General features: G+C 64.1%; 32 protein-coding genes. 17 read left to right on the top strand and 15 right to left on the bottom strand.

Going from position 1 to position 25,823, the window contains the following annotated elements:
- Positions 1–347: 347 nt before the first annotated feature.
- The 3 genes from rpsT to mutM all read right to left on the bottom strand — a co-directional run bounded on the left by rpsT (position 348) and on the right by mutM (position 2,444).
- Positions 348–617 carry a 30S ribosomal protein S20 gene (gene rpsT / locus ACROUL_RS00265; protein ID WP_305567849.1) on the bottom strand — a complete coding sequence of 90 codons (270 nt, stop codon included), beginning with the start codon at positions 615–617 and terminating at the stop codon, positions 348–350.
- Between the two features lie 145 nt (positions 618–762).
- The gene (locus tag ACROUL_RS00270) at positions 763–1,539 is read right to left on the bottom strand and encodes an enoyl-CoA hydratase (RefSeq protein ID WP_431297562.1); all 777 of its coding nucleotides are present in this window, start codon (positions 1,537–1,539) and stop codon (positions 763–765) included.
- Between the two features lie 59 nt (positions 1,540–1,598).
- The gene (mutM, locus tag ACROUL_RS00275; RefSeq protein WP_431297563.1) at positions 1,599–2,444 is read right to left on the bottom strand and encodes a bifunctional DNA-formamidopyrimidine glycosylase/DNA-(apurinic or apyrimidinic site) lyase; all 846 of its coding nucleotides are present in this window, start codon (positions 2,442–2,444) and stop codon (positions 1,599–1,601) included.
- A 147-nt stretch (positions 2,445–2,591) separates the two neighbouring features.
- Here mutM and ubiE point away from each other — a divergent pair, with 147 nt between their 5' ends.
- Positions 2,592–3,344: a bifunctional demethylmenaquinone methyltransferase/2-methoxy-6-polyprenyl-1,4-benzoquinol methylase UbiE gene (gene ubiE, locus ACROUL_RS00280; protein ID WP_431297564.1), complete on the top strand. Its 753-nt coding sequence runs from the start codon at positions 2,592–2,594 to the stop codon at positions 3,342–3,344.
- On the top strand, positions 3,341–4,873 hold the full coding sequence (gene ubiB / locus ACROUL_RS00285; RefSeq protein ID WP_431297565.1) for a 2-polyprenylphenol 6-hydroxylase: 1,533 nt from the start codon (positions 3,341–3,343) through the stop codon (positions 4,871–4,873). Before ubiE ends, ubiB begins: the two co-directional genes overlap by 4 nt.
- 1 nt (position 4,874) lies before the next feature.
- Here the strand turns inward: ubiB and ACROUL_RS00290 are convergent, their stop codons facing one another.
- Together ACROUL_RS00290 and ACROUL_RS00295 are read right to left on the bottom strand one after the other, a co-directional pair.
- Entirely contained in the window at positions 4,875–5,537 is a 663-nt protein-coding gene (locus ACROUL_RS00290; RefSeq protein ID WP_431297566.1) for a flagellar hook capping FlgD N-terminal domain-containing protein, read from the bottom strand.
- 7 nt (positions 5,538–5,544) lie between these two features.
- Complete coding sequence (locus tag ACROUL_RS00295) at positions 5,545–6,993, bottom strand: flagellar hook-length control protein FliK (protein ID WP_431297567.1); 1,449 nt, start codon at positions 6,991–6,993, stop codon at positions 5,545–5,547.
- A 169-nt stretch (positions 6,994–7,162) separates the two neighbouring features.
- Here ACROUL_RS00295 and ACROUL_RS00300 point away from each other — a divergent pair, with 169 nt between their 5' ends.
- The 6 genes from ACROUL_RS00300 (at position 7,163) to ACROUL_RS00325 (ending at position 10,722) form a co-directional block, all read left to right on the top strand.
- A complete protein-coding gene (locus ACROUL_RS00300; RefSeq protein ID WP_431301211.1) occupies positions 7,163–7,384 on the top strand; it encodes a rod-binding protein in 222 nt (73 codons plus the stop codon).
- The gene (locus ACROUL_RS00305; RefSeq protein ID WP_431297568.1) at positions 7,371–7,691 is read left to right on the top strand and encodes a hypothetical protein; all 321 of its coding nucleotides are present in this window, start codon (positions 7,371–7,373) and stop codon (positions 7,689–7,691) included. The genes ACROUL_RS00300 and ACROUL_RS00305 overlap by 14 nt, the downstream gene beginning before the upstream one ends.
- Positions 7,692–7,887: 196 nt before the next feature.
- On the top strand, positions 7,888–9,087 hold the full coding sequence (locus ACROUL_RS00310) for a flagellin (protein ID WP_431297569.1): 1,200 nt from the start codon (positions 7,888–7,890) through the stop codon (positions 9,085–9,087).
- A gap of 74 nt (positions 9,088–9,161) precedes the next feature.
- Positions 9,162–9,533, top strand: coding sequence for a flagellar biosynthesis regulator FlaF (flaF, locus tag ACROUL_RS00315; protein WP_431297570.1), 372 nt, complete (start codon positions 9,162–9,164; stop codon positions 9,531–9,533).
- Positions 9,530–9,934 carry a flagellar biosynthesis repressor FlbT gene (gene flbT, locus ACROUL_RS00320; protein ID WP_431297571.1) on the top strand — a complete coding sequence of 135 codons (405 nt, stop codon included), beginning with the start codon at positions 9,530–9,532 and terminating at the stop codon, positions 9,932–9,934. Before flaF ends, flbT begins: the two co-directional genes overlap by 4 nt.
- A complete protein-coding gene (locus ACROUL_RS00325; RefSeq protein ID WP_431297572.1) occupies positions 9,931–10,722 on the top strand; it encodes a DUF1217 domain-containing protein in 792 nt (263 codons plus the stop codon). The genes flbT and ACROUL_RS00325 overlap by 4 nt, the downstream gene beginning before the upstream one ends.
- On the opposite strand, the gene ACROUL_RS00330 is transcribed toward ACROUL_RS00325, so the two are convergent.
- A complete protein-coding gene (locus ACROUL_RS00330; protein ID WP_431297573.1) occupies positions 10,723–12,033 on the bottom strand; it encodes a FliI/YscN family ATPase in 1,311 nt (436 codons plus the stop codon). It abuts the gene before it with no gap.
- Positions 12,034–12,117: 84 nt separating this feature from the next.
- On the opposite strand from ACROUL_RS00330, the gene ACROUL_RS00335 reads away from it, so the two are divergent.
- From ACROUL_RS00335 to ACROUL_RS00375, 9 genes are read left to right on the top strand one after another with little or no spacing between them, the layout of a single operon-like run.
- Complete coding sequence (locus tag ACROUL_RS00335; protein WP_431297574.1) at positions 12,118–12,501, top strand: FlgB family protein; 384 nt, start codon at positions 12,118–12,120, stop codon at positions 12,499–12,501.
- Between the two features lie 11 nt (positions 12,502–12,512).
- On the top strand, positions 12,513–12,896 hold the full coding sequence (gene flgC / locus ACROUL_RS00340; protein ID WP_431297575.1) for a flagellar basal body rod protein FlgC: 384 nt from the start codon (positions 12,513–12,515) through the stop codon (positions 12,894–12,896).
- Between the two features lie 12 nt (positions 12,897–12,908).
- Positions 12,909–13,199 carry a flagellar hook-basal body complex protein FliE gene (gene fliE, locus ACROUL_RS00345; RefSeq protein ID WP_431297576.1) on the top strand — a complete coding sequence of 97 codons (291 nt, stop codon included), beginning with the start codon at positions 12,909–12,911 and terminating at the stop codon, positions 13,197–13,199.
- Positions 13,196–13,462 carry a flagellar biosynthetic protein FliQ gene (locus tag ACROUL_RS00350; protein ID WP_431297577.1) on the top strand — a complete coding sequence of 89 codons (267 nt, stop codon included), beginning with the start codon at positions 13,196–13,198 and terminating at the stop codon, positions 13,460–13,462. The genes fliE and ACROUL_RS00350 overlap by 4 nt, the downstream gene beginning before the upstream one ends.
- Position 13,463: 1 nt before the next feature.
- Positions 13,464–14,174 (top strand): flagellar hook-basal body complex protein, encoded by a 711-nt coding sequence (locus ACROUL_RS00355; protein ID WP_431297578.1) that lies wholly within the window; start codon positions 13,464–13,466, stop codon positions 14,172–14,174.
- 9 nt (positions 14,175–14,183) lie between these two features.
- A complete protein-coding gene (flgG, locus tag ACROUL_RS00360) occupies positions 14,184–14,969 on the top strand; it encodes a flagellar basal-body rod protein FlgG (RefSeq protein ID WP_431297579.1) in 786 nt (261 codons plus the stop codon).
- Positions 14,969–15,388, top strand: a complete 420-nt coding sequence (flgA, locus tag ACROUL_RS00365) for a flagellar basal body P-ring formation chaperone FlgA (protein ID WP_431297580.1) — start codon at positions 14,969–14,971, stop codon at positions 15,386–15,388. Before flgG ends, flgA begins: the two co-directional genes overlap by 1 nt.
- An 18-nt stretch (positions 15,389–15,406) precedes the next feature.
- On the top strand, positions 15,407–16,114 hold the full coding sequence (gene flgH, locus ACROUL_RS00370) for a flagellar basal body L-ring protein FlgH (RefSeq protein WP_431301212.1): 708 nt from the start codon (positions 15,407–15,409) through the stop codon (positions 16,112–16,114).
- Complete coding sequence (locus ACROUL_RS00375; RefSeq protein WP_431297581.1) at positions 16,114–16,632, top strand: flagellar basal body-associated FliL family protein; 519 nt, start codon at positions 16,114–16,116, stop codon at positions 16,630–16,632. The genes flgH and ACROUL_RS00375 overlap by 1 nt, the downstream gene beginning before the upstream one ends.
- A 9-nt stretch (positions 16,633–16,641) precedes the next feature.
- On the opposite strand, the gene ACROUL_RS00380 is transcribed toward ACROUL_RS00375, so the two are convergent.
- The 9 genes from ACROUL_RS00380 to ACROUL_RS00420 form a co-directional block, all read right to left on the bottom strand.
- Positions 16,642–16,995 carry a hypothetical protein gene (locus ACROUL_RS00380; protein ID WP_431297582.1) on the bottom strand — a complete coding sequence of 118 codons (354 nt, stop codon included), beginning with the start codon at positions 16,993–16,995 and terminating at the stop codon, positions 16,642–16,644.
- Positions 16,992–18,074, bottom strand: a complete 1,083-nt coding sequence (locus ACROUL_RS00385) for an EscU/YscU/HrcU family type III secretion system export apparatus switch protein (protein WP_431297583.1) — start codon at positions 18,072–18,074, stop codon at positions 16,992–16,994. Before ACROUL_RS00385 ends, ACROUL_RS00380 begins: the two co-directional genes overlap by 4 nt.
- Positions 18,071–18,847, bottom strand: coding sequence for a flagellar biosynthetic protein FliR (locus tag ACROUL_RS00390; protein ID WP_431297584.1), 777 nt, complete (start codon positions 18,845–18,847; stop codon positions 18,071–18,073). The genes ACROUL_RS00385 and ACROUL_RS00390 overlap by 4 nt, the downstream gene beginning before the upstream one ends.
- A complete protein-coding gene (gene flhA / locus ACROUL_RS00395; RefSeq protein WP_431297585.1) occupies positions 18,844–20,922 on the bottom strand; it encodes a flagellar biosynthesis protein FlhA in 2,079 nt (692 codons plus the stop codon). The genes ACROUL_RS00390 and flhA overlap by 4 nt, the downstream gene beginning before the upstream one ends.
- Before the next feature lies 1 nt (position 20,923).
- Positions 20,924–21,616: a transglycosylase SLT domain-containing protein gene (locus ACROUL_RS00400; protein WP_431297586.1), complete on the bottom strand. Its 693-nt coding sequence runs from the start codon at positions 21,614–21,616 to the stop codon at positions 20,924–20,926.
- 78 nt (positions 21,617–21,694) lie between these two features.
- A complete protein-coding gene (locus tag ACROUL_RS00405) occupies positions 21,695–23,890 on the bottom strand; it encodes a hypothetical protein (protein ID WP_431297587.1) in 2,196 nt (731 codons plus the stop codon).
- Positions 23,887–24,756: a flagellar motor stator protein MotA gene (gene motA / locus ACROUL_RS00410; RefSeq protein ID WP_431297588.1), complete on the bottom strand. Its 870-nt coding sequence runs from the start codon at positions 24,754–24,756 to the stop codon at positions 23,887–23,889. Before motA ends, ACROUL_RS00405 begins: the two co-directional genes overlap by 4 nt.
- A gap of 84 nt (positions 24,757–24,840) precedes the next feature.
- A complete protein-coding gene (locus ACROUL_RS00415; RefSeq protein WP_431297589.1) occupies positions 24,841–25,407 on the bottom strand; it encodes a MotE family protein in 567 nt (188 codons plus the stop codon).
- Positions 25,404–25,814 carry a hypothetical protein gene (locus ACROUL_RS00420; RefSeq protein ID WP_431297590.1) on the bottom strand — a complete coding sequence of 137 codons (411 nt, stop codon included), beginning with the start codon at positions 25,812–25,814 and terminating at the stop codon, positions 25,404–25,406. Before ACROUL_RS00420 ends, ACROUL_RS00415 begins: the two co-directional genes overlap by 4 nt.
- Positions 25,815–25,823 lie beyond the last annotated feature (9 nt).

The following is a 25,823-nucleotide window of genomic DNA, read 5'->3' on the forward strand; positions in this document are numbered from 1 at the left end:
CGCGCCTGACTGCACGTCAGCGGAGCGGCTATGCCGCCACCTCTAACCTGCTGAACCCAAACAGAAAACTCAGACGAAGCGGACGGTTCCGCAGTCGCTGTGCAGCAGCTTTCCGTTCACGTACAGCCCTGTCCCCCAGGACGAAGTGAATCGCATGCCCAAGTTAGCAAGCGGCCCGGAGCGACCGCAACCGAACATCTCGCTTGACAGAGGTTACCGGCAAGCGAATCCGGCGGGGTGTGCAAATCGGCAACGCCGCGCCGATTTGATGGTCGTGACGAGAGAAGAATGACAAGGGGCGCAACCTTGCGGTTGCGCCCCTTGCACGTGACCATTGCAGTCGGATCTCAGGCAGTCGGCAGCGATTTTACCCGCGAGGCCAGACGCGAAATCTTGCGCGAAACGGTGTTCTTGTGCAGCACGCCTTTCGACACACCACGCGCCAGTTCAGGCTGTGCAGCCTTCAGCGCGGCGGCAGCGGCGTCAGAATTGCCAGACGCAAGCGCCTCTTCGACCTTGCGCAGGAAGGTACGGATACGCGAACGGCGGGCTTTGTTCACGGCATAACGCGCTTCGGATTGACGGGCGCGCTTCTTGGACTGGGCGGTATTTGCCATGGGCTTCCTATGGATCTTTCGGTTTCAAACGGGTTGCACGAAAGACCAAAGGCCCCGGCCTGACGGTCGGGAAATGATTCTTGCCTAAGCGGGCCCACGCGCATGTGGGGCGGCCTATAGGCCAAGGCGCGCGAAAAGAAAAGCCCTACTTGTCGCGGAACTGCGGCTGGCGCTTTTCCAGAAAGGCGGCCATGCCCTCCTTCTGGTCTTCGGTGGCAAACAGCGCGTGGAACATCCTGCGCTCGAACAGCAGTCCTTCGGAGAGGCTGGTTTCCTGCGAGCGGTTGACCGTCTCCTTCACTACCATCGCCGTGATGCTGGATTTCTCGACGATCTTGGCTGCGGATTTCATCGCCTCTTCGATCAGCGATTTCGCGGGTACGACGCGGCTAACCAGCCCACATCGCTCTGCCTCGGCAGCATCCATGAACCGGCCGGTCAGGTGCATGTCCATCGACTTCGACTTGCCGACCGCGCGGGTCAGGCGCTGGGTGCCGCCCATGCCGGCCACGATGCCAAGGTTGATTTCAGGCTGACCAAACTTGGCCGTGTCGGCGGCGATGATGAAGTCCGCCAGCATCGCAAGTTCGCATCCCCCGCCCAGGCAATAGCCCGACACGGCCGCGATCACCGGCTTGCGCACCTTGGTAATGGCGTCAGCCTCGGGGCCGAACAGGTTGTCGAAATAGACCTCGGTGAAGGTCTTTTCCGCCATTTCCCGCACATCCGCACCGGCGGCAAAGGCCTTCTCCGATCCGGTGATGATAATGCAGCGCACCTTGTCATTCGCGTCGGCCGCCGTGACCGCAGCCGCAAGCTCGCCCATCAGTTGGGAATTCAACGCGTTGAGCGCGTCGGGGCGATTGAGGCGGATGAGGGCGACATAGTCCTCAATCTCGACAATCAGCGTGCTGTAGGCCATTGCGCGGCTCCGCCTTTTTGGGTGCGGTGACTCCTAGCACCAAAAGGGGCGATGGCAAGTCACCTCTGGCAGGCAGGGCACCAGAACGACGAGCGGCCGGACTGCACCGTGCGTTTGATCGTGGCACCGCAACCCGGCGTTTCACACGGCTGGCCTTCGCGGCCATAAACCTGAAAATGCTTCTGAAAATAGCCAAGTTCGCCATCCGCCTGACGGTAATCGCGTAGCGACGACCCGCCCGCATCGATCGCTTCGGACAGCACTTGGCGGATAATGGGAACCAGGGCCGCCGGCTTTTTCACCTTGCCAGCCAAGCGCAACGGGCTGATCCCGGCACGGAACAGCGTTTCGCAGACATAGATGTTGCCAAGCCCTGCCACGATCCGCTGATCGAGCAGCGCGGATTTGATCGGCGTGTTGCGGCCCTTCAGGCGCGCGGCAAGGTAGGGTTCGCTGAAATCATTGCCAAAGGGTTCCGGGCCGATGCTGGCCAGAAGCGGATGCCCTTCGGCGGTGACGGTAGGCATCAGGTCCATGGCCCCGAAGCGGCGGGCGTCGTTGAAGGTAATGCGCGCGCCGCCCGACATGGTCAGAATCACATGGTCATGTTTCTGAGGTGCCGGATGATCATGATGAAATTCTCCGACCATGGCGCCTGAAATCAGCATCCGGCCCGACATGCCAAGGTGGATCAGCAGCGTTTCCCCGGAGGACAGGTCCGCAAGTATGTATTTGGAGCGTCGGCGCAGCGCCAGAATCCTCTGGCCAGTCAACCGCTCGGCCATGCGGTCGGGCAGGGGCCAGCGCAGGTCGGGGCGGTTGACCTCGGCGCGGATGATCACCTGACCCTCCATCACCGGGGCAAGACCACGGCGGACGGTTTCTACTTCGGGCAGTTCGGGCATGGCACCTCGGCTCCTTGGCGCGCCAATTTCGACGAAAGCAGCGCGGCCGACAATGGCTTTGGCGCAGCCTGCGGCAGTTTGCGGTTTCCCTCGGAGGGTGGCCAGCGCTATATCCCGCCGAGACGCGTTTTGCGAAGGCAGGCCCGGATGACCAGCGAAGACGACAAGACCACCCACTTCGGGTTTCAGGATGTGCCAGAGGCCGAAAAGGCCGGGATGGTGCATGGCGTCTTTTCGCGCGTGGCGTCGAAGTATGACGTGATGAACGACCTCATGTCCGGAGGCGTGCATCGCCTCTGGAAAGACGCGATGATGGATTGGCTGGCGCCCCGGCCAGGTCAGCGCCTGCTGGACGTAGCGGGAGGCACCGGAGACGTTGCGTTCCGCTTCCTGAAACGCGCGGCGGGCGCGACGGCGGTGGTCTGCGACATGACCGAGCCGATGCTGATCGAAGGCCGCAAACGCGCCGAAGCGGAACAGCAGTCGGACCGGCTGGACTGGGTTGTTGGCGATGCGATGGCGCTGCCGTTCCCGGACGCCAGCTTTGACGTCTACACGATCTCGTTCGGCATTCGGAACGTGACCCGGATCGCTGATGCGCTGGCCGAGGCTTACCGCGTATTGAAGCCCAGCGGGCGCCTGATGGTGCTGGAGTTCAGTCATATCCCGAACGACCTGCTGCAAAAGGCCTACGACCTTTATTCCTTCAACGTTATCCCGGTGATGGGTCAGATCGTTGCCGGAGACCGTGACAGCTATCAGTATCTCGTTGAAAGCATCCGCAAGTTTCCCGATCAGGAAACCTTTGCCGCCATGATCCGCGCGGCGGGCTTTGGTCAGGTAAAGTATCGCAACCTCACGATGGGCGTCGCGGCCCTGCATTCTGGCTGGAAGCTGTGAGGGGACCGCACAACATCATCCGGCTGATCCGGACCGGAGCAACGCTGGAACGCACCGGCGCGATGGATGTCGTCCTCGAGGCGTTCCGCGCGCCTGCCCGGCTGCGCTTCGCAGCAAGGATGCTTGGCTGGCCGTTCAAATGGCTTGGCCTGAAGGGTGACCCGGCGTTGCCGCCCGCGACGCGCGCGCTCACGGCGCTTGGACCGGCCTACATCAAGTTCGGGCAAGTGCTTTCGACGCGCCCCGACATTGTCGGCGACGAATTGGCGGTGCAACTCAAATATCTGCAGGACAAGCTGCCGCCGTTCCCTACCGCAATCGCGAAACGAATGATCGAAGCGGAACTCGAGCTTCCGGTAAGCGAGCTTTTCTCCGAGTTTTCCGAACCGGTCGCCGCCGCCTCCATTGCGCAGGTTCATCGCGCACGGCTGGCCGACACAGGCGAGGATGTGGCGGTCAAGGTTCTGCGGCCGGGCATCGAACGGGCCTTCCGAAAGGATATCGACGCCTTCTATCTTGCTGCGCGCGGGATCGAGCTTCTGGCGCCCGCCGCTCGTCGGCTGCGTCCGATGGACGTGATCGCGCATTTCGAAGGCGTGGTGATGGGCGAATTGGACCTGCGGCTGGAATCATCTGCCGCGGCTGAATTCGGCTCGAATACGGCCAAGGACGAAGGCTTTCAGGTGCCGAAGCCCTACTGGTTCCTGTCCAGCCGCAACGTGATGACGCTGGGCTGGGCAGAGGGCATCGGGCTGAACGAAAATGCCGCGATCGACGCTGCTGGCCATGACCGCAAGGTGCTGGGCGCGCGCGTCTTGCACCTGTTTCTGAACCATGCGCTGCGCGACGGCTATTTCCACGCCGACATGCATCAAGGCAACCTGAAGATCGCACCTAACGGCGACATCATCGCCTATGACTTTGGCATCATGGGCCGGATCGACGAGTATACACGTCGCGTCTATGCCGAGATCCTGTTCGGCTTCATCCGCAAGGATTACCGCCGTGTCGCCGAGGTGCATTTCGAGGCGGGCTATGTGCCGCCCGACCGCGACATCGACGAATTCGCCCGGGCGCTGCGCGCGGTTGGCGAACCGATCTTCGGGATGGATGCCAGCCGAATCTCGATGGCCCGACTGCTCGCCTATCTGTTCGAAGTGACCGAACGCTTCGGCATGGAAACCCGGACCGAACTGATCCTGTTGCAGCGGACGATGGTGGTGGTCGAAGGCGTCGCGCGCTCGCTTGACCCCCATATCAACATCTGGGAAGTCGCCAAGCCCATCGTCGAAGGCTACATCAAGGAAAACGTGGGCCCCAAGGCAGTGTTGCGCGATCTTGCCAAGACCGCGCGCGTGCTGGCGCGGTTCGGGCCGAAGCTTCCGTCACTGGTCGAGGCGCAACTGATCAAGGCCGGCAACCCGCTAACGCCGGTCGCGGTGGTGCGGCGCCGGGTGCATCCGCTGGTCTGGGCAGCCGTCATCCTTGCCGCCTTCGCCGCAGGCCTTGGCGTGGCTGAGTTCATTTAGCTTACTGCGGCAGTCTGAGCCCGGTAACCGCTGATGCGGCTACCTCGATGCCGCCCTTCAGCACCAGTCGCGTGCCATCGCTGCCGCCCCGCGCCTCGATGACGCGGGCATAGTGTTCGACCGCGCGGGTGTCGACCAACTGGTCCCCGCTCCAGCTTTCAAGCGCTATCTGATACCTGCCCTGCGGCAGCGGTTCCCCCGTCGCATCGGCGCCAAGCCACTGGTAAGGCTCGGCCGTCGGTGGCACCTCTTCGCGAGAAACAAGGTTCCCCTGTGCATCGGTCACCACTATCACCGCGCGGGTCGCGCCTGCCGCCGGGTTCGGCGACAGGCTGACCGCGCTGCCGTCATACCAGACCGGCGCGTTCGAGCGTGCTTCCTGCCCGATCCATCCGGCCATTTCCGACATGCCAAGCTGGGCAAACCGCCCTGTCATCTCGGCCAGCAACTGGTTCGTCTGCACTTGCTGCTCGACGCCCGAGAACGTGGCCAGCTGCACGGCGTAATCGCTGGAATCGATCGGGTTGAGCGGGTCCTGATTCTGCATCTGCACGGTCAGCATCTTCAGGAAGGTCGTGAAATCAGAACTGATCTTGCTCGCTCCGTGGCCGGGTGCCGGGTTCGCAGCGGTGGGGGAATTTGCGGTGACGGGGCTGATGTTCATCGGGTGCTCACAGTCTGAGGTCAAGGGAAGTTGTGGTGCCGGGCCGGGGTGCCGCAGGTGCATGGGCCACGGGCGCATCGGCGGCAAAAGGCATGGCATGGCTCGGCGGGTGGTCAGGCCCTGCCGAACCACCGTTGCCGGAATTGGAGTGCGCAAACCCCAGGTCGGCACCGGTGAATCCGGCCATCTTGAGGTCGGCCACAAGCTGATCGGCATTGCGTCGAAACAGATCCATCGCCTCGGGCCGCTCGAAGGTCATCATCACGACGATACGGCTGGCGTCGGTTTCATGGGGGCGAAACGTCAGCCGAACCTCGCCAAGCTCGTCCGGCGATAGCGCGATCTCGGTGGTGCTTTCACCCAAGGACGCGCTTTGGACGATCTGGGCCGCAAGGGCCGCTACCGGGCTTGTCGGCAGGGCACCCTGAAGGACGTGGGCCGATGGTTGCAGGGTTGGCCATTGCAGGCTGCCATGAAGGCTCATCACGCTGCCGGTTGCGTCGAGAAGCTCGTCGGTTGGCGGCCCAACCTTCACAGACGTCAAGTCGGCCGGCAGCATTGCCGTCGTTACGACACAGGCAAAGCGCGCTTCGCCCGGTGGGACAGGCGGACCGAGCCGCCCCTGCCCCTCCGGCTGCGCGGTCGAACCAAGTCGCGGGTCGGGGCCTTCATCCGCAGCCGGGTCCTCACTGGCCATGTCCTCGGTTCCCGCCCGCGCTGGCCCCACTGCCTGCGGCGCGCGCGGCGCAACGGCTGCGACCGAGATGTGAAGTGATCCGTCCGTGTCATTGCCCAGCGACGAAGGCGCAACAGCATGGCGGTCGTTCTCGCCGGCGGGTGCCGTCGCTGCGTGCCAAATGGCGGCGGCATGGAGTGGCAACAGCCCTTGATCCGGTTGTGGCAACATTGCAGCCGTCTGACCCACCGCGACTGGCAGGGCGAGAGACGACGTCATCGCCGCGACGGGAGCGTCAGCGGCGGGGTAGCGACGCACCTCCGATGCATCGTCATCCGCCCGCGCCGGCGCAAGTGGTGCCGGCAGGTCTTTCACCGCCAGATCTGCCGCACCGAAGGGCACCTTGGAGACCGCTTTCGGTGCCTGCCCCTCGAAGGGCGGGGCGGAGCCGACCTGCGCCAAGTCAGGCGAAAGTGGCGCCCCCTCCATCGAACGCACATCAGGGTCGGCAAAATGCGCCTCAAGCGCAGGACTTGGCGGTTCCGAAGCCGTCAGGGCGGGCTGTGGCCGAACCATCCAGAAGTCTGGAACCCTTGCAACTGCAGTGACAACATCGCTCCCCATGACCTTGTCCGTCGCGGTCTGCGTTGCATCGCCTGCACCCTCCGCATCCGCGTCGAATTCATCACCGAAGCTGACGTCATGGCACGCCTCGCCTTCGCCCGGAACGTCTGCGGCGCGCGGCATCGAGGCCAACAGGATGGGCGGTATGGCTTGCATCGCTTCCGGAATTTCTTTCAGGATCTCCCGCTTATCCCCCGCAACTGGTTACCCATTCTTTACCCGGATCGCGAAGAATGCCGAAAATCCGCCTGATCGGAGCGATGCGATGCAGATTTACCCGACAACTGGCGAAGGCCCTCCTGTCTCTGACCGAAACCAGCAGTTAATGACACAGGCCAAGGCGCTTGAAGCCTCGTTTCTGGCCGAAATGCTAGGCCAGGCCGGCCTTGGCGCGCCCAGCGAAGAGTTTGGCGGTGGCCACGGCGAAGAACAGTTCGCATCGTTCCTGAAACAGGAGCAGGCCCGGCTGATGGTGGAAAAGGGCGGCATCGGCCTTGCGGAAATGATCTTCAGATCCCTGTCGGAGAGAGACAATGCACCACGCTGACTTGGATGGCCTATTGGACCAGACCTACCGCGCGCTCCTTTCCGGTGACCTTCGCGGGTTAGCCCGGCTGACGGCGGACATGGAGACGACGCCGGACATCCGGGTGGCGGATCGCGCGGCAGCCGAGCGTCTCCGTAGCAAGGCGGAGCGGAACCAGCGCCTGTTGCGCGCCGCAGCACAGGGCGTGCGCACCGCACGCGGGCGGCTGGTAGAGATTTCGGCCGAGCCTGCGCTGACGACGTATGACGCAAAGGGGCACAAGGCATCGGTCGGGCAAGTCGCGCCGGGTCAGCCCAGGCGTTTCTGATCGCTAAAACCTGATGCATTCCGGCAGGTTGCCTTAGGAAAGCATTAGGATCTTCAAGCGATCACTGAACCCGCATCCCATGACGGGACGGCGCTTCCGGATCTCCCGGTTGCAGTGGACAGAACGCCCGTTTCGCCACCAGACCGGTGGCTCTTTCCAGCCGCGAAAAGCGCGGCTTCAAGCGAAGGAATACATCATGACGTCGATCCTGACGAATACCGGTGCGATGGTCGCCTTGCAGACCATGAAGGGCATCAACGCCAACCTCAACCAGACCCAGGCAGAAATCGCCACCGGCAAAAGCGTCGGCTCCGCCAAGGACAACGCGGCTGTCTGGGCCATCTCGCGGGTGATGGAATCGGACGTGAAGGGCTTTAAGGGCATTTCCGACAGCCTTTCCGTCGGCTCCGCCACCTTGACCGTCGCCCGCCAGGCCTCGGAATCGGTTACGAACCTCCTGACCGAAATGAAGGGCAAGATCGTTGCGGCGCAGGCTGAAAACGTTGATCGCAGCAAGATCCAGACCGACATCACCGCGCTGACCAAGCAGATAGAATCGGTCGTCGGGGCGGCACAGTTCAACGGCCTGAACCTCGTCAACGGATCGCAGACCACAGTGAACGTGCTTTCGTCGCTGGACCGCAGCGCAACCGGGGTCACGTCAAGCAACATCTCTGTCACGGCACAGAACCTGTCGACCAGCGCCGGTGCCGCCCTCACCAACGGCACGCTGTCCGGCGCCTCGGTTGCCACCGGCACACCAGTCACGCTGAACGGCTTCACCTTCCAGGGCACGGGCGGCGCACTGGCCAAGGATGCGCCGACGGCGAACCCAGCAACCACGACTGCCCTTATTGCCGGTGATGCCGTTGCCCTGAAGATCGGCTCCGTCGAAGGGCGCTATATCGTGCAGGAAGGCGATACCGCCGATGCGCTGGTTGCCGGCCTGAAAAGCTCGCTCTCGACGAACGGCCTGTCGGATACCGATTTCACGCTGTCGCTTGCCAGCGGTGCGCTTTCGGTGGCCAACAACACCAACGCAGCCTCGGCGATTTCGGTCACAGCGACGCGCGGCACGGGCGGGCTTTCGGCGCTGAACACGCTGAACGTCACCACGGCACCGGCCAGCGCGCTGTCTGCAATCGAAGGCATGCTGAAGACCTCGATCGACGCTGCCGCTTCCTTCGGTTCGGTGCAGAAACGGATCGATATCCAAAGCGAGTTCGTCGGCCAGCTGACGGATTCGCTGAAAACCGGCATCGGGGTTCTGGTGGATGCCAACATGGAAGAAGCGTCGGCCCGGCTTCAGGCGCTGCAGGTCCAGCAGCAGTTGGCCACGCAGTCGCTGTCGATCGCCAACCAGCAGCCGCAAAGCCTGTTGTCGCTGTTCCGGTAACGTTGACGCCAGGGGGCCGCAGGTAACTGCGGCCCTTGCCACGCCTCTGCAACCCTGAACCGATGGACCAACAGATGACCTTCCACTCACCCCTCGCGTACGCACAGCGGGAAGCTCCCACCCGGTCGCTCCGGTCGATCGAGTATGATTTGCTGGCATTGACGACACAGCGCCTGACTGCCGCCTGGGCGCAGCGCGGCGAAAACTTCCCGGCATTGGCCGCCGCGCTGGCGGACAACCAGCGCCTTTGGCTTACCTTGGCCGACGATGTCGCCGGTCCCGAGAATGCGCTGCCCTCCGCCCTGCGCGCGCGGTTGTTCTATCTCTACGAATTCACCGTTCACCACAGTCGTGCCGTGTTGGACGGAGGTGGCAGCGTTGAGGTTCTGACCGATATCAACACCGCCGTGATGCGTGGCCTGCGTGGCCAGGGCGGTGTCGCATGACGGGGCTGGTGCTCAAACTCGGGCCGCATGAACGGGTGCTGATCAACGGTGCGGTCGTCGAAAACGGTGATCGTCGGTCCCGGCTCGCCATCATGACGCCGAACGCCAACATCCTGCGGCTGCGTGACGCGATCCATCCAGAACAGGTGAATACGCCGGTCCGCAGGGTGTGCTACATCGCTCAGATGGTCCTGTCGGGCAACGCCGAGGCATCTGATGCGCGGATGCAGCTCCTCCGCGGCATCGAGCAGTTGAGTCAGGTGTTGACCGATCATGACAGCCGCACCCAGCTGACGATTGCCAGCACCGCCGTGCTGGAGGATCAGCATTACCAGGCGTTGAAAGCCCTTCGCAGCCTTTTGCCCCGTGAGGAACGCCTCTTCGCCGCTGCACGGGTATGAGCTTTCAACCAGTCCTGGCCTTGGGCGGCCTCGCCGGCTGGGGATTTCTGAAGCGTACGATGGCGGTTCAACAGGCGGCCCAGCAGGCCGTGCCCGCAAATCAGCGCGACGAAGCCTATTTCCGCGACAGGATCGGCAAGATTGATACGGCAGAACAGCTGGTGGCGGACAAACGGCTGCTCCGTATTGCCCTGACGGCCTTCGGGCTTGAAGCTGACATGAACAGCGGGGCCTTCATCCGCAAGGTTCTGACGGATGGAACGCTGAAGGACGGCACGCTGTCGGGAAAGCTTGCAAACAAGCAGTATCAGAAGCTGTCCGCCGCCTTTGGCTTCGGCGACTTTTCAGTGCCGCGCACCAAGCTGTCGGATTTCCCCGACAAGATTCTGGCGCAATACCAAGCCCGGCAATTTGAAACCGCGGTCGGCACCCAGAACAACAGCTTTCGCCTGGCGATGAACGCTCAGCGAGAGCTTCCCGCCCTCGCCGGACAAAAGATCAGCGAGACGGCGAAATGGTTCACGATCCTCGGCAACCCGCCGCTGCGAGAGGTCGTTCAAACCGCGCTCGGCCTGCCAAGAAGCTTTGCCTCGATCGACATTGATCAACAGGTCGCAGTGCTGCAAACGCGCGCCGAGGCGGCGTTCGGCAGCGAAGGCGTCAGCCAGTTCGCCCACCCCGCGACGCTGGAAGCTTTGACACAGCGCTTTCTGACACGTTCAGACAGTCAGACGCAGGGCAATGCCTCCTCTCCGGGGGCCATTGCGTTGCAGCTTTTGCGGCGTTGATCAGGCTGACAGGCAGGCCGCAAGGCGCTCGAAACTGCCCGCGATCCCGGTCGCCGGCGCAGGTTCGGCAAGATAGCCATCAAGTAACGGCCAGAGCGCAATCGCACGGTCGATCACCGGGTCGGAGCCCGCCGCATAAAGACCGGCCTGAATCATCAACTCCGCCCTGTCATATGCACCAAGGAGTCGCCGGGCGTCGGCGATCAGGACATTCTCTGCCGCAGTCGCCGCGTCCGGCAAGGACCGCGAGACCGAACGCAAGAGATCTATCGCAGGGAACCGGCCGCGTTCGGCGATGCGCCTGTCCATCACGACATGGCCATCCAGCACACCGCGCAGAATATCGGCCACCGGTTCATCCATGTCAGACCCAGCGACAAGCACCGAAAACACCGCCGTGATATCCCCCGCGCCCTGAGGCCCCGGACCCGCCCGTTCCGCGAGGCCCATAATCGCGTGCGATAACGACGCGGGGTAGCCGCGCAGTGCTGCCGCCTCGCCACCTGCCAGCGCCACTTCGCGATGCGCCTCGGCAAAACGTGTCACACTGTCGACCAGCAACAGCACATGCATACCCTGATCCCGGAAATGCTCGGCCACGGCCATCGCCGTCAGGGCGCAAAGTCGCCGTGTCAGCGGCGACTGGTCAGAGGTGGCTGTAACCACGACCGACCGCGCCATTCCATCCGGTCCAAGCACATTTTCGGTAAACTCGCGCAGTTCGCGGCCGCGCTCGCCGACAAGGGCGATCACGACAACATCGGCCTCCACCCCCTTGGCGAACTTTGCCAGAAGCGACGATTTCCCGACGCCGGACCCCGCGAAGAGGCCGATCCGCTGCCCGCGGACCAAGGGCAAAAGCGTATCAAAGACAGCCACCCCGGTTTCCAGCCGCTGCCCCAGACGCCGCCGGGAAGCCGCCGCCGGAGCCGCCGCCCTAAGCGGCCGCGAGATCGCACCCCGCAGCAACATGCTGCCATCCAGCGGCCGACCGTAAGGGTCGATGATGCGCCCGATCCAGCTGTCGTCCGGCGCGATCCCGGCCTGACCCAGAAGATCGACACGGTCGCCGATTGCCGTCCCGTAGCCGGGGCCGTCCGGCAACACCGTTGCCGCACCTGCCTCAAGCTGAACGATTTCTCCTTCCAGACGCCCTGACGCGCTGTGAACGGCAACCCTGTCGCCCAGCGCCGCTTGGTCGAGCCCGCTGGCAATCACTGTTCCACGCTGCAGGGCCTTCACCCTGCCCACCCTCAGAATTGGCCGCGTTCCTGCGATTTCTGCCAGCAATCCGTCAAAAACTCCAGCCACGGGATTCTCCCTTTGTTCACGCTTACCCTTTCTAAAGGAATCACTCTTAAGCCTTGGTGAAAGCGGTCGAGGGAGAAGCCCACGATGTTCGAGAAACTGGAACTGACACGGATGGCGCAGGCACTTGCCAGCCATGCAGGCGCACGGATGGGGGTCATTGCCCGCAACGTCGCCCATGCCGACACTCCGGGTTACAAGGCGCAGGATCTGCCGACCTTCGCGTCGGTGTTCAAGGCGGACGGCGAGGCGATGCGCGCTACCCGGCCCGGCCACCTGTCAGCGGGCTCCGCCATGGCGGACATGCACGCAGAAAACGCACCGGGGCGTGAGGCGCCCAACGGCAACACCGTTTCTCTCGAAGGTGAAATGGTCAAATCGGTCGAGGCGCGGCAAAGCCACGAAATGGCGCTGGCGGTCTATCGGGCCACATCTGACGTGATCCGCGCCAGCCTTGGCCGGCCACGGTAAGGGCGCGGATCATGGGCAATGACCTTCTCACCTCGCTCAACTTCGCCGCCTCGGGCATGGAGACGCAGGCAATGCGCCTGCGGCATGTGTCTGAAAACATCGCCAACGCCGATACCCCCGGCTACCACCGCAAGGTTATGAGCTTTGACGAGGCGATGGATACCGGCCTCGTCACTCCCGGCCCGGTCCGGCTGGACCACTCCGAACTGCAGACAATCTACGACCCCGGCCACCCGCTGGCCGATGCAACCGGTCACTATCAGGGATCGAATGTCGATCTGGTGATCGAAATCGCTGACGCGCGCGAAGCGCAGCGCAGCTACGAGGCAAACCTCCGGATGTTCGATCAGACGCGTCAGATGACGCAAAGCCTGTTCGATCTTCTGCGGCGGTAATGGAGCTCCAGAATGGATGTCAAAACCTCTTTCGTCAGCCAGGCCTATGCCAACGCTAAAACGGCGGCGGCACCCCAGCCAAAGGCAGAATCGGCGGGTGACGGGTTCGCTCGGCTGGCCGGCAACTTCATGTCGAGCCTGCAGGAGCATGAAAACACCGCCCGCGCCGCCATGACCGGAGGGGCCGATCCGCACGCGCTGGTGCAGGCGCTTGCCTCGTCTCAGTTGGCCGTGGAAACCGTGGCCACGGTCCGGGATCGCGTGGTCGAGGCCTACCAGGAAATCCTAAGGATGCCGGTATGACCGAAGCGACGATCTTCGACACCCTGCGTCAGGGCCTTTGGGTATCAGTGCTGATCTCGGCCCCGCTGCTGACAGTAGCGCTGGTCGCAGGCGTGGTGGTGGGCCTCTTTCAGGCCCTCACGTCGATCCAGGAAACCACGCTGACCTTCGTTCCCAAGGCCGCCCTCATGGTCGCGGTCTTCTGGGTCTCGATGAGCTTCATGACCTCGACCCTGGTGTCGTTCTTTTCCGACACCATCATCCCCCAGATCGCGGGGTTCTGAGATGGACGCCGCAGGATACACCACGCTCACCCGGCAATCGGGGCTGATGCGCGAAATGGCACAGGTAGCCAACAACATCGCCAACATCTCGACCACGGGGTTCCGGCGCGAAGGTGTGGTGTTCTCCGAATATGTCGCCGGAATGGATCACGACCCTTCGCTTTCGATGGCCAATGCAAGTGCGCGGCATGTCGATCTTCAGCAGGGCACGTCAAGCCAGACCGGCGGGGCTTTCGATCTCGCGATTCAAGGCGACGGTTTTTTCCTTCTGGAAACGCCGCAGGGAGAGCGGTTGACGCGGGCCGGGGCTTTCCTGCCCTCGGCTGACGGCGAATTGGTCAATGCCGACGGCCTGCGCGTGCTTGATGCAGGCGGCGCGCCGATTCTCATCCCGCCGGATGCAAAGGGCGTCACGGTGGCAAGTGACGGCACCCTTTCGTCGGGCGGCGAACCGCTGGCCCGGATCGGCCTGTGGCAGCCTGTTGATCCGCTGACGCTGCGCCATGAAGGCGGCACCGTCTTTGCGGCGGGCGAGCTGGAGCCGGTTCAGGACGGCCAGATGCTGCAAGGCATGCTGGAAGACAGCAACGTCGAACCCGTCTCGGAAATTGCCCGGATGATAACTGTTCAGCGGGCCTATGAACTGGGTCAGAAGTTTCTCGATGCCGAGGATCAGCGGGTCCGCGGCGTCATACAAGCCCTTGGTCGGTAAGGAAAACACATGAAAGCGCTTCAGATTGCAGCCACCGGAATGGCGGCCCAGCAGATGAAGGTCGACGTTGTCTCGAACAACCTCGCCAACATGTCGACCACCGGCTACAACCCGCGCCGGGCGGATTTCGCCGACCTCACCTACCAGCAGATGGCGCGCCCCGGCAGCGTCACCGCCGAGAACGGCGCGATGCTGCCCACCGGCATCCAGATCGGCCTTGGCGTCCGGCCTGCCTCGGTTTCGGTCGTGCTTGGGCAAGGCTCGCTGGACGCGACCGGCGCAGACCTTGATCTGGCGATTGATGGCAATGGCTATATCGAGGTCACGCTGCCGTCGGGCGGCTCGGCCTATACCCGGGACGGGGCGCTGAAGCGGTCGGCAGATGGGCAGATCGTCACGTCCGATGGCCATCCGGTTGCACCCGGCATTACCATACCGTCCGATGCACGCGGCATCACGATCAGCCCGTCGGGCGAAGTCTACGCCGACTTCGCCGATCGGGTGGACCCCGAATTGATCGGATCGCTGACCCTGACGTCCTTCGTCAACGAAAAGGGGCTGGAGGCGATCGGCTCGAACCTCTTTCTGGAAAGCCCGGCCTCGGGTCCGCCCACCACCGCCCCACCGGGGCTGGAGGGGCTGGGCACGCTCAGGCAGGGGTATCTTGAGGGCAGTTCCGTCGATGCGGTGCGCGAAGTCACCGAATTGATCAAGGCCCAGCGCGGTTACGAGTTGAACGCCAAGGTCATCACCGCAGCAGATCAGATGCTGTCTGCCACCACGCAGGTGCGTTGATGCGCAGCCTTGTTCTTGCCCTCTTGATCGCACAGCCGGTGGCCGCCGAGAGCCTTGTCGCCACCCGCACGATCCGCGCGCAGGCGGTGATCGCCCCGGATGACCTGACGCTCGTCGACGCAGAAGTGCCGGACGCGCTGACCGATCCGGCACAGGCCGTGGGGCAGGAAGCGCGGATCACGATCTACGCCGGGCGCCCCTTGCGGCTTGCCGACCTGGGCCCGGCTGCGGTGATCGACCGAAATCAGGTGGTGCCGCTGGTCTATCTGGCCGGCGGTCTGGCGATCACGACCGAAGGCCGGGCCCTGGCGCGCGGGTCCGAAGGCGACGTGATCCGGGTCATCAATCTTGGGTCCCGCACCACCGTTAGCGGCCGGGTCGGGCCGGACGGAACTGTGTATGTAGGCGTGGAGAATTAAGTGACGAAACTCAATCTGATGGTTCTGCTGGTGGTCCTCACCGGGTGCGGCAAGCTTGGGCAGGTCGGGCGGGCGCCCGCCTTTTCGCCACTGGAAGGTGGCACCCAATACTCCGCCATGTATGCCTCCGAAATGCCCGAAGATGTGCTTCCCCCCGGCCCGTCCGACGGATCGTCGCTGTGGGATGCGGGAACAGCCTCGCTGTTCGGCGATCGCCGGGCGGCCCAGCGGGGCGACATCCTCACCGTCGTGATCGAGATCGACGACGAGGCGTCGATCCGCAATTCCAGCGGCCGCAGCAGGTCGGGTTCGGTGAACGCCGGCTTACCGGAGTTCGTGGGCATTCCGCAGCGCATCGACGAAGGCCTGCCCGACGGCGCCAGCATGGCCAACGCGTTCGAGACGAATTCCTCCTCAACCTTCCAGGGCAACGGGTCGGTTGCGCGGAAGGAAAAGCTGACGCTTCGAGTGGCCGCGACCGTGGTTGAGGAACTGCCGAATGGCGTCCTCAGGATCGAAGGCCAGCAGGAAGTGCGGGTCAACTTCGAGCTGCGTGAGCTTGTCGTCACCGGCTACGTCCGCCCGATCGACGTGTCACGGCAGAACGAGATCACCTATGACAAGATCGCCGGGGCGCGGATCGCCTACGGCGGGCGCGGCCAGATAACCGACATGCAGCAGCCGACTTATGGCCAGCAAGTCGCCGACACCGTGTTGCCGTTCTGATGCTGGGCAAGGCTCTTCCGGTTCTGCTTGCCGTGCTCGGCCTCGGGGGCGGCACCGCAGCCGGCCTTTTCCTGCGCCCCGCAGACCATCCGGAAACCGCCGCAGAAAGCCAGGCGGCCGAATCCGGCGACGCGGAAATCAGCCCAGAGGCTGAAGGCGACACCGGCCACGAGGCCGGTTCCGAAGATGCTCAGTTGCCGGACTATGTGAAGATGAACAACCAGTTCGTCGTCCCGGTCGTATCCGAAGGCCGGGTCACGGCGATGGTCGTGCTGTCGCTCAGTCTGGAAGTGGCGACGGGCAGCACCGAAGCAGTCTATGCACGCGAACCGAAACTGCGCGACGCGTTCCTGCAGGTGTTGTTCGATCATGCCAATGTCGGCGGTTTCAATGGCTCGTTCACGGATGGCTCGAACCTGATCTCGCTGCGCACCAGTCTGCGGGAAGCAGCCGGCATGATCATCGGTGACACGATCAAGGATGTCCTGATCACCGACATCGCGCGCCAGGACGGCTGACCCGCCCGATCAGGGGGCGCGCGGCTTTTCCCGTGCCTGCCGTGCCGCAAGCCCGCGCAGCGCTTCAGCCCTTCCGAAAGCCAGTGACGCTGCCGACCGGGCCGCCATCCACTCGACGGTCTGACGCGCGATCAGCGCGTTCAGCTCGGTCCGGCGCAGGTCGGCCCAACGCTCGTAGGCAAGGCTGACCTGACCGGCGATCGGCAAGGGCAGGTCGTGGTCGGTCGGTGGCAGGTCGAGGGCAGCGATCTGCCTCCGGCTTCGGTCCCGGGCCGCTGCGGCCAAGCGCAACTGTTGCAGCCGTTGATCCAGAACCAGCGCGGTGAGGGCGATGAGGTTCGCGACATCGCTCTTTTGTGTCATGAGCGGCGCGCCTTCTTGCGCATCGTCTCGGCGAAGCGGATGGAGGCGGCGACGGCGCGGTAATGCTCTGGACGGATTTCCTGGCCGATCTCGACCGTCGCGAACATCGCGCGTGCAGCCGGTGGATCGCGGTGGATCGGAACGGCATGCAGCGCGGCCCGCTCACGGATCTGGCGGGCGATTTCATCGACACCCTTCGCGACGCAGATCGGCGCCCCTCCCCTGCTGCGATCCCACCGAAGCGCAACCGCGTAATGCGTCGGGTTCACGACGATCACATCGGCAGTGGCGATGTCGGCAAGCATCCGGTTGTTCGCCACCTCTTGCGCCCGCTGCCGACGCGACGCCTTCATCTGCGGATCGCCTTCGCTTTCCTTGAATTCGTCCATCATCTCCTTGCGGGACATCCGGTTGCGGCTGGCGTGCAGACGCCGTTGCCACAGGTAGTCCACGCCGCCGATCACGATCGTCAGCACCAGAATGATCGACAGGAAGTCGAGGGTGAGCCTGGACAGCACGACCGAAGCCGGCATCGGCTCGAGGTAGATGGTCGCAAGGATTTCTTCGGCTCTGCCCGCAAGAAACCAGTAGAGCACGGCCGCGACCAGCAGCATCTTGACCGTGCTCTTGGTGAACTCCACCAGTCCTTCCGGACCGAACTTGTGCTTCAGCGTCGCGACCGGCGAAATGCGGGACAGTTTGGGAGCAAGGAGCGAGGGCGTGACCAGAAAGCTGCGCGTCGCGAAGACAAGGCCGAGGACGGCCAGAATCGGCAGCATCAGGATCGCCATGAGAGGCAGGCCCACGGCCAGCAGCAAGCCACCTATTGGGCCGGATGCCCCCGCTGAAATCAACGCGGCAAACCTGTCGGACTGATCAAGCAGCACCATGCCTGCGGTGCCGGTGGAGGTCACGATCCAGGACCCGAGGGTCGCGAAGGCCAGAACGAACCCGGCCGTGCTTGCTGCGGCCTGAAGATCGATCGATCGCGGAATGTCGCCGTCCTTGCGCGCCTGTTCCAGGCGCTGCGGCGACGCGTCGTGTTCCTTGTCGGCGCTTTCCTGGTCTTCCTCGCTCATCTCTGCACGGCAAAAGGCTGGAGGAGGTGGGCTTCAAACGCCTGCAGCCAGACCGCGAGCAGCACCGGCGTTGCCACCGCCAGCATCGCCAGCGCGCCAAGCGTCTGTGCGGGGGCGCCGATGAAGGACACCATCAGTTGCGGCATCGCGCGGTTGATCGCGCCAAGCGCCAGATTGTAGATCATCGACGCGATGACGAATGGGGCCGCCAGCGAAAAGGCAAGGCTGAAGGTGGACACGATCAGCGACAGCCCCCAGTCCGCAACATCGGCCGACGTCGGCGGGCGACCCTGCGGCAGGATGTCGTAGGACAAGATCAAAAGCTCTGCCGCGCGAACATGCAGCCCCGCATTCACCGCCAGTGCAAGGCCCGCCACGATGAAGAGGTTGCCGATGGCCGGCTGCGGTTCGGGGGCGGCGCCGGCAAAAAGCTGCGACAAGGTGGTGGCCTGCGCGATGATCGAGGCGGCGGTCTGCAGCGCCAGAATGAACAGCCGCAGCCCGATCCCGAGGATGAGCCCCGCCACCACTTCCGACCCGAACGTCACAACGCCGGGGGTCACCGTCGGCGCTCCGGCGGCGACGACGGGCAGCACGATCGCGGTGAACGCCAGAACAAAGACCAGCTTCACCCGCTGCGGCACCGCCTGCTCCCCCAACGCCGGCAGCAAGGCCACAAGGGCCCCGGTGCGAAGGAACACCAGAACGGCAATCCAGAAATACTGCTCGCTCAGGTCCAGAAGACCGGCAAGTTCGGTCACCACCCCGGTCATGCGGCGACCTGCCCCAAAAGCGCCGGCCGGGCATCCGAACCGATTTCCTCGTACGACAGAACCGCCATCTGAAGCCCCTTTGCCTGCACCACGGTCCGCAAGAACCGCCGGCGAGCCACCGAGGTTACCAGCGCAGGATAGATACCGCTTTCGGCCGTGCGATTGACCTTTTCGGTCAAACCATTGGCAAGCCTTGCGAAAAGCTCTGGTGGCAGGGCGATGTCGCGCTGCCCGCGGTCACCCTCGATCTGGTAGGTCGCGAAGGTCTTTTCCCATTCCGGGGCCAGCTGGATCAACGGGATCGAGCCATCCGCGCGCTTCAACTCGGCAACGATCTGGAAGCCCAGTCGTTGGCGCACATGTTCACAGATCGCCTCCGGGCTGCCGTGATGGCGCGCTTCGGCAACCGCCTCGAGGATCAGCGGCAGGTTGCGGATCGACACCCTTTCTTCCAGCAGCAGCCGCAGGACGGCGTGCAGCAGGTCAAGCGGCACCTTCTCGGGCAGCAGCTCGTCCAGCAGGCGGCGGTTCGCCTCGGCCCGTACCGGATCGCTCAGCCGGACGAATTCGTCCAGGAGCCGCCTCAGGCCCCGAAGCGTCAGCAGCCGGGAAAGGTTAACCTTCAGCACTTCCAGCAGATGCGTTGCCAGCACTTCGGTCGGGGATACGACCGTCAGACCAGCCAGAGCCGCATCTTCCTGCTGGTCAGGCCGGATCCACCTAGCAGCCGCACCATAAACCGGCTCTTTCACGTCTACGCCTTCGGGGGCGATGATCCCGTCGGACATCAGCGCCAGAACCCGGTCCGGAAGCAACCGGTCGGCGACCCGTTCCACGCCTTGAAGGCGTATCCGGTACTGGCCCGGCGGCAAGGCGGCTTCATCGGTCAGACGGATTTCGGGCAGGATGAAGCCGAAGGCCGAAGCGATATGGTTGCGCATGTTCGCGATGCGGCTGTCGAGGCCGGTCGCCGGATCAAGCGCCATGGCGACGAGGTTCGGCGCAAACTCGATGTGGATGTCGTCGAAATCCAGCACATCGCCGATCGACTTCGGGCGTGCGGGCTCGACGAGCGCGACCGGTGTCTCGCTCGCAACCCGCATCTTCTTTGACAGCGTCCAGGCGGAAACGCCCAGCACGACCGCCGCCAACATGAAGGGCAGGAACGGCATCCCCGGGACTATCGCAAACAGGCCCATCAGCAGCGCGACGGTGCCAAGCGCGCCGGGGTACTGACCAAGCTGGGCAAAGAACGACACGTCGGCCGCGCCCTTCTGGCTTCCCTTGGCCAAAAGCAGGGCCGCAGCCACCGAAATGATGACGGCCGGAATCTGGCTGACCAGACCGTCCCCAACCGTCAGGATCGTATAGGTCTCGAAGGCGACGCGCGGCTCCATGTCGTGCACGAAAATGCCCATGAACAGGCCAACCACAATGTTGAGTGCCGTGATCAGCAATCCCGCGATCGCGTCGCCCTTCACGAATTTCGATGCCCCGTCGAGCGAGCCGAAGAAATTCGTCTCGGCCAATTCCTGCTCCCTGCGCCGCTTGGCCTCGGCGTGATCGATCGCCCCGGCAGCCATGTCCGCATCAATGGCAAGCTGGCGCCCCGGCATCCCGTCCAGCGCGAAACGCGCGCCAACCTCGGCCATGCGGCCTGCGCCCTTGGTGATCACGATGAAGTTCACGATCAGCAGCACGATGAAGATCACCAGCCCCAGAACGACGCTGCCACCCATGATGAAATTGGCAAAACCCTCGATCACATGGCCTGCGGCGTCGGTGCCGGTATGACCCTCTCCGATGATCAGTTTCGTGGACGAGACGTTGAGCGACAGGCGAAGGAGGAGCGAGGCGAGCAGGATGGTCGGAAACGCCGAAAAATCCAGCGGGCGCTCGATGAACAGCGAAATGGTCAGCATCAGGATGGCAAGAGAAAACGAGACAGCCAGCCCCAGATCCAGAAGCCACGGCGGGACCGGCAGGATCATCATCATGATCACCGCCATAAGGCCCAGCGCCAGAAGGATGGTCGGCCGAAAGATCATAGCCGCAAGGGTCGGGCTGCCCTTCATGTCACGGGCCCCCGATCAAGCGGCGCCGCGAATGCGACACCGGAACAAGCGACCCCCGACCGCCAGCGGTGCCTTGCACCAACAGGGGAAAGAGATTCTCACGCCGGGTCGGCGCCGCCAACGGCGGGGGCAAAAGACCGGTGTCCAACGACGCAAGGGTCTGCTCGAACTTTGCCTGATAGCGCGCTGCGTGTTCGGGCGTGCGGGAATGATAGGCGGCAGCGGCGTCAGACCAGTTGCCCGCCTCGACATACAACCGCGAGAGATAGTCCGCCGCGTAACGCGCATTAGCCCAAGGGTCGAGCATCTCGTCCAGCGAGGCGAAATTCTCGGCGTGCCACCGATAGTTCAGCTGAAAGCAGCCGATGTCGACGTTCGTGGCCCCTGACGAGACCGCCGCTTGCGCATATTCGGCCGCCTCGGCCTTTGACGCCAGCCATCGCCCCTCGCCCCCAAGGTTCACCGCCCACGGCCACGGTCGCTGCCCACTGCCGTCGCTCCTGCCGGTTTCGACCAGCGCAATGGCGAGCAACACGTCGCGCGGCACCCCTGTTTCTCTGGCAGCTTCCGCCGCCGCTTCCTGACACAGGACCGCCTGATCCGTGGCGGCCCCGGCCTGCTTGACGGTCGTCAAGCCAAGAACGCTGGCTACGATATGGCCAAGCAACAGGACATGGTGCGTCTTCGGGCTCATTCTGCGCTCCCCCGCCAGCGTCCTGCCAGCGGTCAGCATCAGATGTAGAAGCTAAACCTTGCCAAGAGGTTAGCGGCGTCAGGGCGATGCCGCGGGCTGCGCTACGTCTTCCAAAAGGCCTGCCACCGCATCGCGAACCTTCTGGCTGCGGTCGGCTGACGCAGCACCTTGCGCAAGAAGACCGGCCTCGGTCCCCTCCGTGGTAACGGCGAGGGTAATCGCAGCGGCCTCTTGCCAAGGGCTCGGCCCGTTCTGCGCAACTTCGGGCCAGTTGCGGTTCCAGATTTCGAGCCGTTCACCCGTCACCAGATCGCCCCCCGCGCGTGCGCTGTCGGCAGCGGGGCCGATGGATCCGAGTGCAAACAGGGCCTTTGCGCGTGTCGCTTCGGCGGCCGGCGTGTCGATGCCTGAAAGAAGGTCACGCGCGGCGCGCGCATCCCCACGCATCAACTCTGCCTCCGCGGCCAGCAACCTCGTCTCGGGCGGGGCGGTCTGGTCCTGAGCTCCGAGCCAGTGCAGCGCCGCGTCGGCGAAGCCAAGGGCAACCAGCCGACGCGCAATCTGAACCGAAATTTCAGGCTCGGCAGCGGGGTGGGGTGATGTGACGGGCAGGATGGCGACCTGAAGCAGATCAGCGTCGGTTGCCCTTGCGCCGACGACCCGCCAGAAATCTGGCTCTGTCTCGGGCGACGCGGCAAGGGCTGCCTGCGCATTTCCCGTCTGCCCGGCGAGGGCGAACGAAAGCACCAGGGCGCGGCGCAGTGCGGGATGGTCGGGGGTGCCCTCGGCCTCGGCCAGATAGGAACTCACGGCAACGGGCAGGTCGGGGCCAACCGGCTCAAGCTTTCGGAACCTGGCCTCGACAAGTGCGAGGCTGGCGTTCAGACCGGCGGGTCCGCCAGCCTTCAGCGCCGCCTCGGCCTTGGCGTCGGCCTCGTCCAGACGACCTTGGCCCAGATCCACCTTTGCGTCGAGCAGGGCGACATCCTGCCCCGGGATGTCGGGAACACGCGCCGTCGCATCGCGCACCGACCGGGCCGCCTCGATATCTCCGGACGCAATAAACCGGTCGGCGAGGCCCGGTCCAAGGTGCTGCCTCAGATGCGGCGGCAGGTCGAAAAAGCCGCGCAGGATGGCGGGTATGTTCGGTTTGGCCCCAGCAGGCAAACGGTCATGCAGAAGCGCCGCCCAAAGTGCCGCCGCACTGTCGCACGCCAGCATCCGCGCGAGCGGGCTTTCCGGGTCTTGCATGCCATCCACGGCACGGGCGATGCTTTGGTAGATGCGCGCCTCGGGGTCTTCCGGTCCCGACGGATCCAGAAGGCCCAGGTATTGCAGCGCCTCGGCGCCGAAACCCAGGAACAGGTGGTGGCGCACCGCGCGCTTGACGGCCAGCGGGTCCGGCACATCAAACTCGCCCAGCAGGCCACCGCGCGCTTCGGCGATGCGAAGCGCCTCGGGGCCGTCACCCCCCCATTTGGCAATGTCCAAACTTGCATCCCCAATGCAGGCAGCACCGTCCGCCTGCATCTCGCCCGTAGCGGGAACCGTTGCGCCAACAGCGAAGCCCGACAATTCGCCGATCGAAACCTGTGACCACGGCAGATCGCCGGGGGGTGCCTCGGCCCGCGGCGGGACCAGACCCTTTGGCGTCACGTCCACCATCCCCTCGGCCGCGCCCCTGCTGATCTCCATCAAGAGCGTGTCGCGAAGCGGGCCCAGCGAGACCCGCCCAGTGGCCAGCGGAACGGTGGGCAATGCGCCGGCTGCGATCGGTTCGGCCGGGCCGCGCGCGGCCTGAAGCCAGTCGAAACCCGAGGCTTCAGATGGTTCGGCGACGACGTCCGGCCCGTTTGCAAGCGCAACAACCGCGCTCCCATCCAGCGCGGCCTCGAACTCCGAACCGGGCGGAGCCGGCCCGTTGCGCAGGTCGATCACGATGGTTCCCGGTTCAAATTCGAACGGGAAGGCGTGGCACGCGCACCCAAGCGACAGCTGTAGCGCGCCGGTCGTCGGGTCGGCCCAGACGTTGGTGAGGCGGCTGCGCGGAATACGGTCCCAGATGCCGGACAGATCGTAGCGGAGCGCGGGCAATGCGGCGGCGACCAGTTCGTAGCCGGCCTCGGTCCGTCCAAAACGCCATTCAGCCTTGTCCGGCAAGGTAACCACAAGCCGGGTGAAATCGGCATGTTCCCCCGAGGTTACCTTTGCAGTCTGCGCCAAGGCCGGTGTCGCCAGCAGGATGGCAAGCAGGCTCAGGATGATGCGCATCATGCTGCATCCTGCTTCAAACCGCGCAGCGCGTCTTCCAGATCGCCGAAGCCCGGTCGCAGATGGTGCGGCGTGTTCTGGCGCCCAACCTCGATGCAGATGTTCGCAGGGTGCCTGTGCAGGTTTGCCACCAGAACCTCACGAATCAGGTGGTAGAAATGCGCGTCATCCTCGACCACCGTCTTCAGCCGCGCGGCAAACGGCCCCATCAGCCCATACGCCAGAAACACCCCCAGGAACGTGCCGACCAGCGCACCGCCGATCATCTTGCCCAGCACTTCCGGCGGCTGGTCGATGGAGCCCATGGTCTTGATCACGCCCAGCACGGCCGCAACAATCCCAAGCGCCGGAAGCCCGTCAGCCACAGTCTGCAGTGCGTGGCTGGAGTGCATCGAATGGTTCAGCGTGGCTTCCATCCGCTTGTCGAGCACCTCTTCCACTTGGTGCGGGTCGTCGTAGTTCATCGAGGCGGCGCGCAGCGTGTCGCAGATCAGGTCGATCGCCTCGTGGTCGTTCTGGATGCGCGGATAGCGGGCGAAAATCGGCGAGGTCGTCGGGTTTTCGACATGCTCTTCAAGCGCGACGGGGTTCCCGCGCGACAGGCGAACCAGTTCAAACAGCAGGCACAGCAGATCCTTGTAATCGGCCGTCTTCCACTTCGGCCCCTTGAACACCTTGCCGATGTCCTTGAGCGTGTGCTTTACCGCCGAAATATCATTGGAAATCAGGAACGCGCCCACCGCGGCGCCTCCGATCATCGCCATCTCGAACGGCAGGGCCTTGAGAATGATGCCCATCTTGCCGCCTGCGGCGACGTAGCCTCCGAAAACCATGATCAAGATGACGGCAATGCCGACAAGGCCAAGCATTCAATCTACCTATCTACAAGATACCCTGTGCCGCAGTATCCCTGCGCGCGGTTAAGTCTTTCTGACGATTCGCAGGATTGCGGATCAATCCTTCGGCGCACCGGCGTTGCGGCCCGCGACAATTACACTGACCCCGTAGGCGGCTTCCGAAGACATGCCGGACAGGATCGCCGCAGCGGCATCCGGCTGCATTCGGCCCAGGAAGCCGGCAGCGAATTCCGGTGCCATCGCCTCGAACAGCGCGGCCGCATCCTTTGGCTTCATCGCCTGGTAAACCGCCGTCAGACGCTCCACGTCGGCCTCGGCGGCGCCATCGGCCAGCGCGACGGTTGCGCGCAGCTTGTCCTCCAGCGCCTGCATGTCGACCATCCGTGCAGTGATCGCGCTTTCGGCCAGGTCAAGCGCGGCAAGCCGGTCCTGCAGCGTCGCCTCGCGGGCCACAAGACGGTCCTCCCGCAGTTGAAGCGCTTCGGCCAGAGCAATCGGCGGGGCGGGGCAATCAAGCGGCGGCGTCGCTGCGTCAGCAGCGCTTTCGTCGGTCCGCGCCAACGCGGCGCCAACGCCAGATCCCACCCGCAAAGCTCCCGACGCCGCCAGAAGCAGCGCCACGATGAACAAGGTGCCCCGCCCCGAACGGCCCCGCCCGCTCATTCCGCCGCCTCCAGCGTTTCGCGCTGGCCACGCCGGCGAACGAACCGCAGGCGCCGGTCCGCTTCGACCAAGGTATCTTCAACCGCTTCCGGGCGCGAGGCGGCCGCAACAGTCAGTCCCGGGTCGGGCAGATCGTGCAGCGATGCCACCAGCAGTTCCAGCCGCTTGGCCACAGCCTCGCCCCGCAGGGTCAGCGCCTCCAGACTGGAGGCCGATCCGTTGGCGGCACCTTGCGCCTTGTCCAGCGCGCGGGTCATGTCGTCGACCTGCGCGGACAACACGGCAATCGCGCCGCCCATCCCGGTTTCCAGCGTGGTAAAGCGCTTCAGGCGCAGGGACAGGACATGGCAATAGAACGCCGCTCCGAAAGAGCCTGCAACCATCAAGACATCGGCAATGAGTTCCATCGCGGCTCT

The organism is Tabrizicola sp. BL-A-41-H6, assembly GCF_050632395.1.
In the GTDB taxonomy this organism is placed as follows: Bacteria; Pseudomonadota; Alphaproteobacteria; order Rhodobacterales; family Rhodobacteraceae; genus JAUYQR01.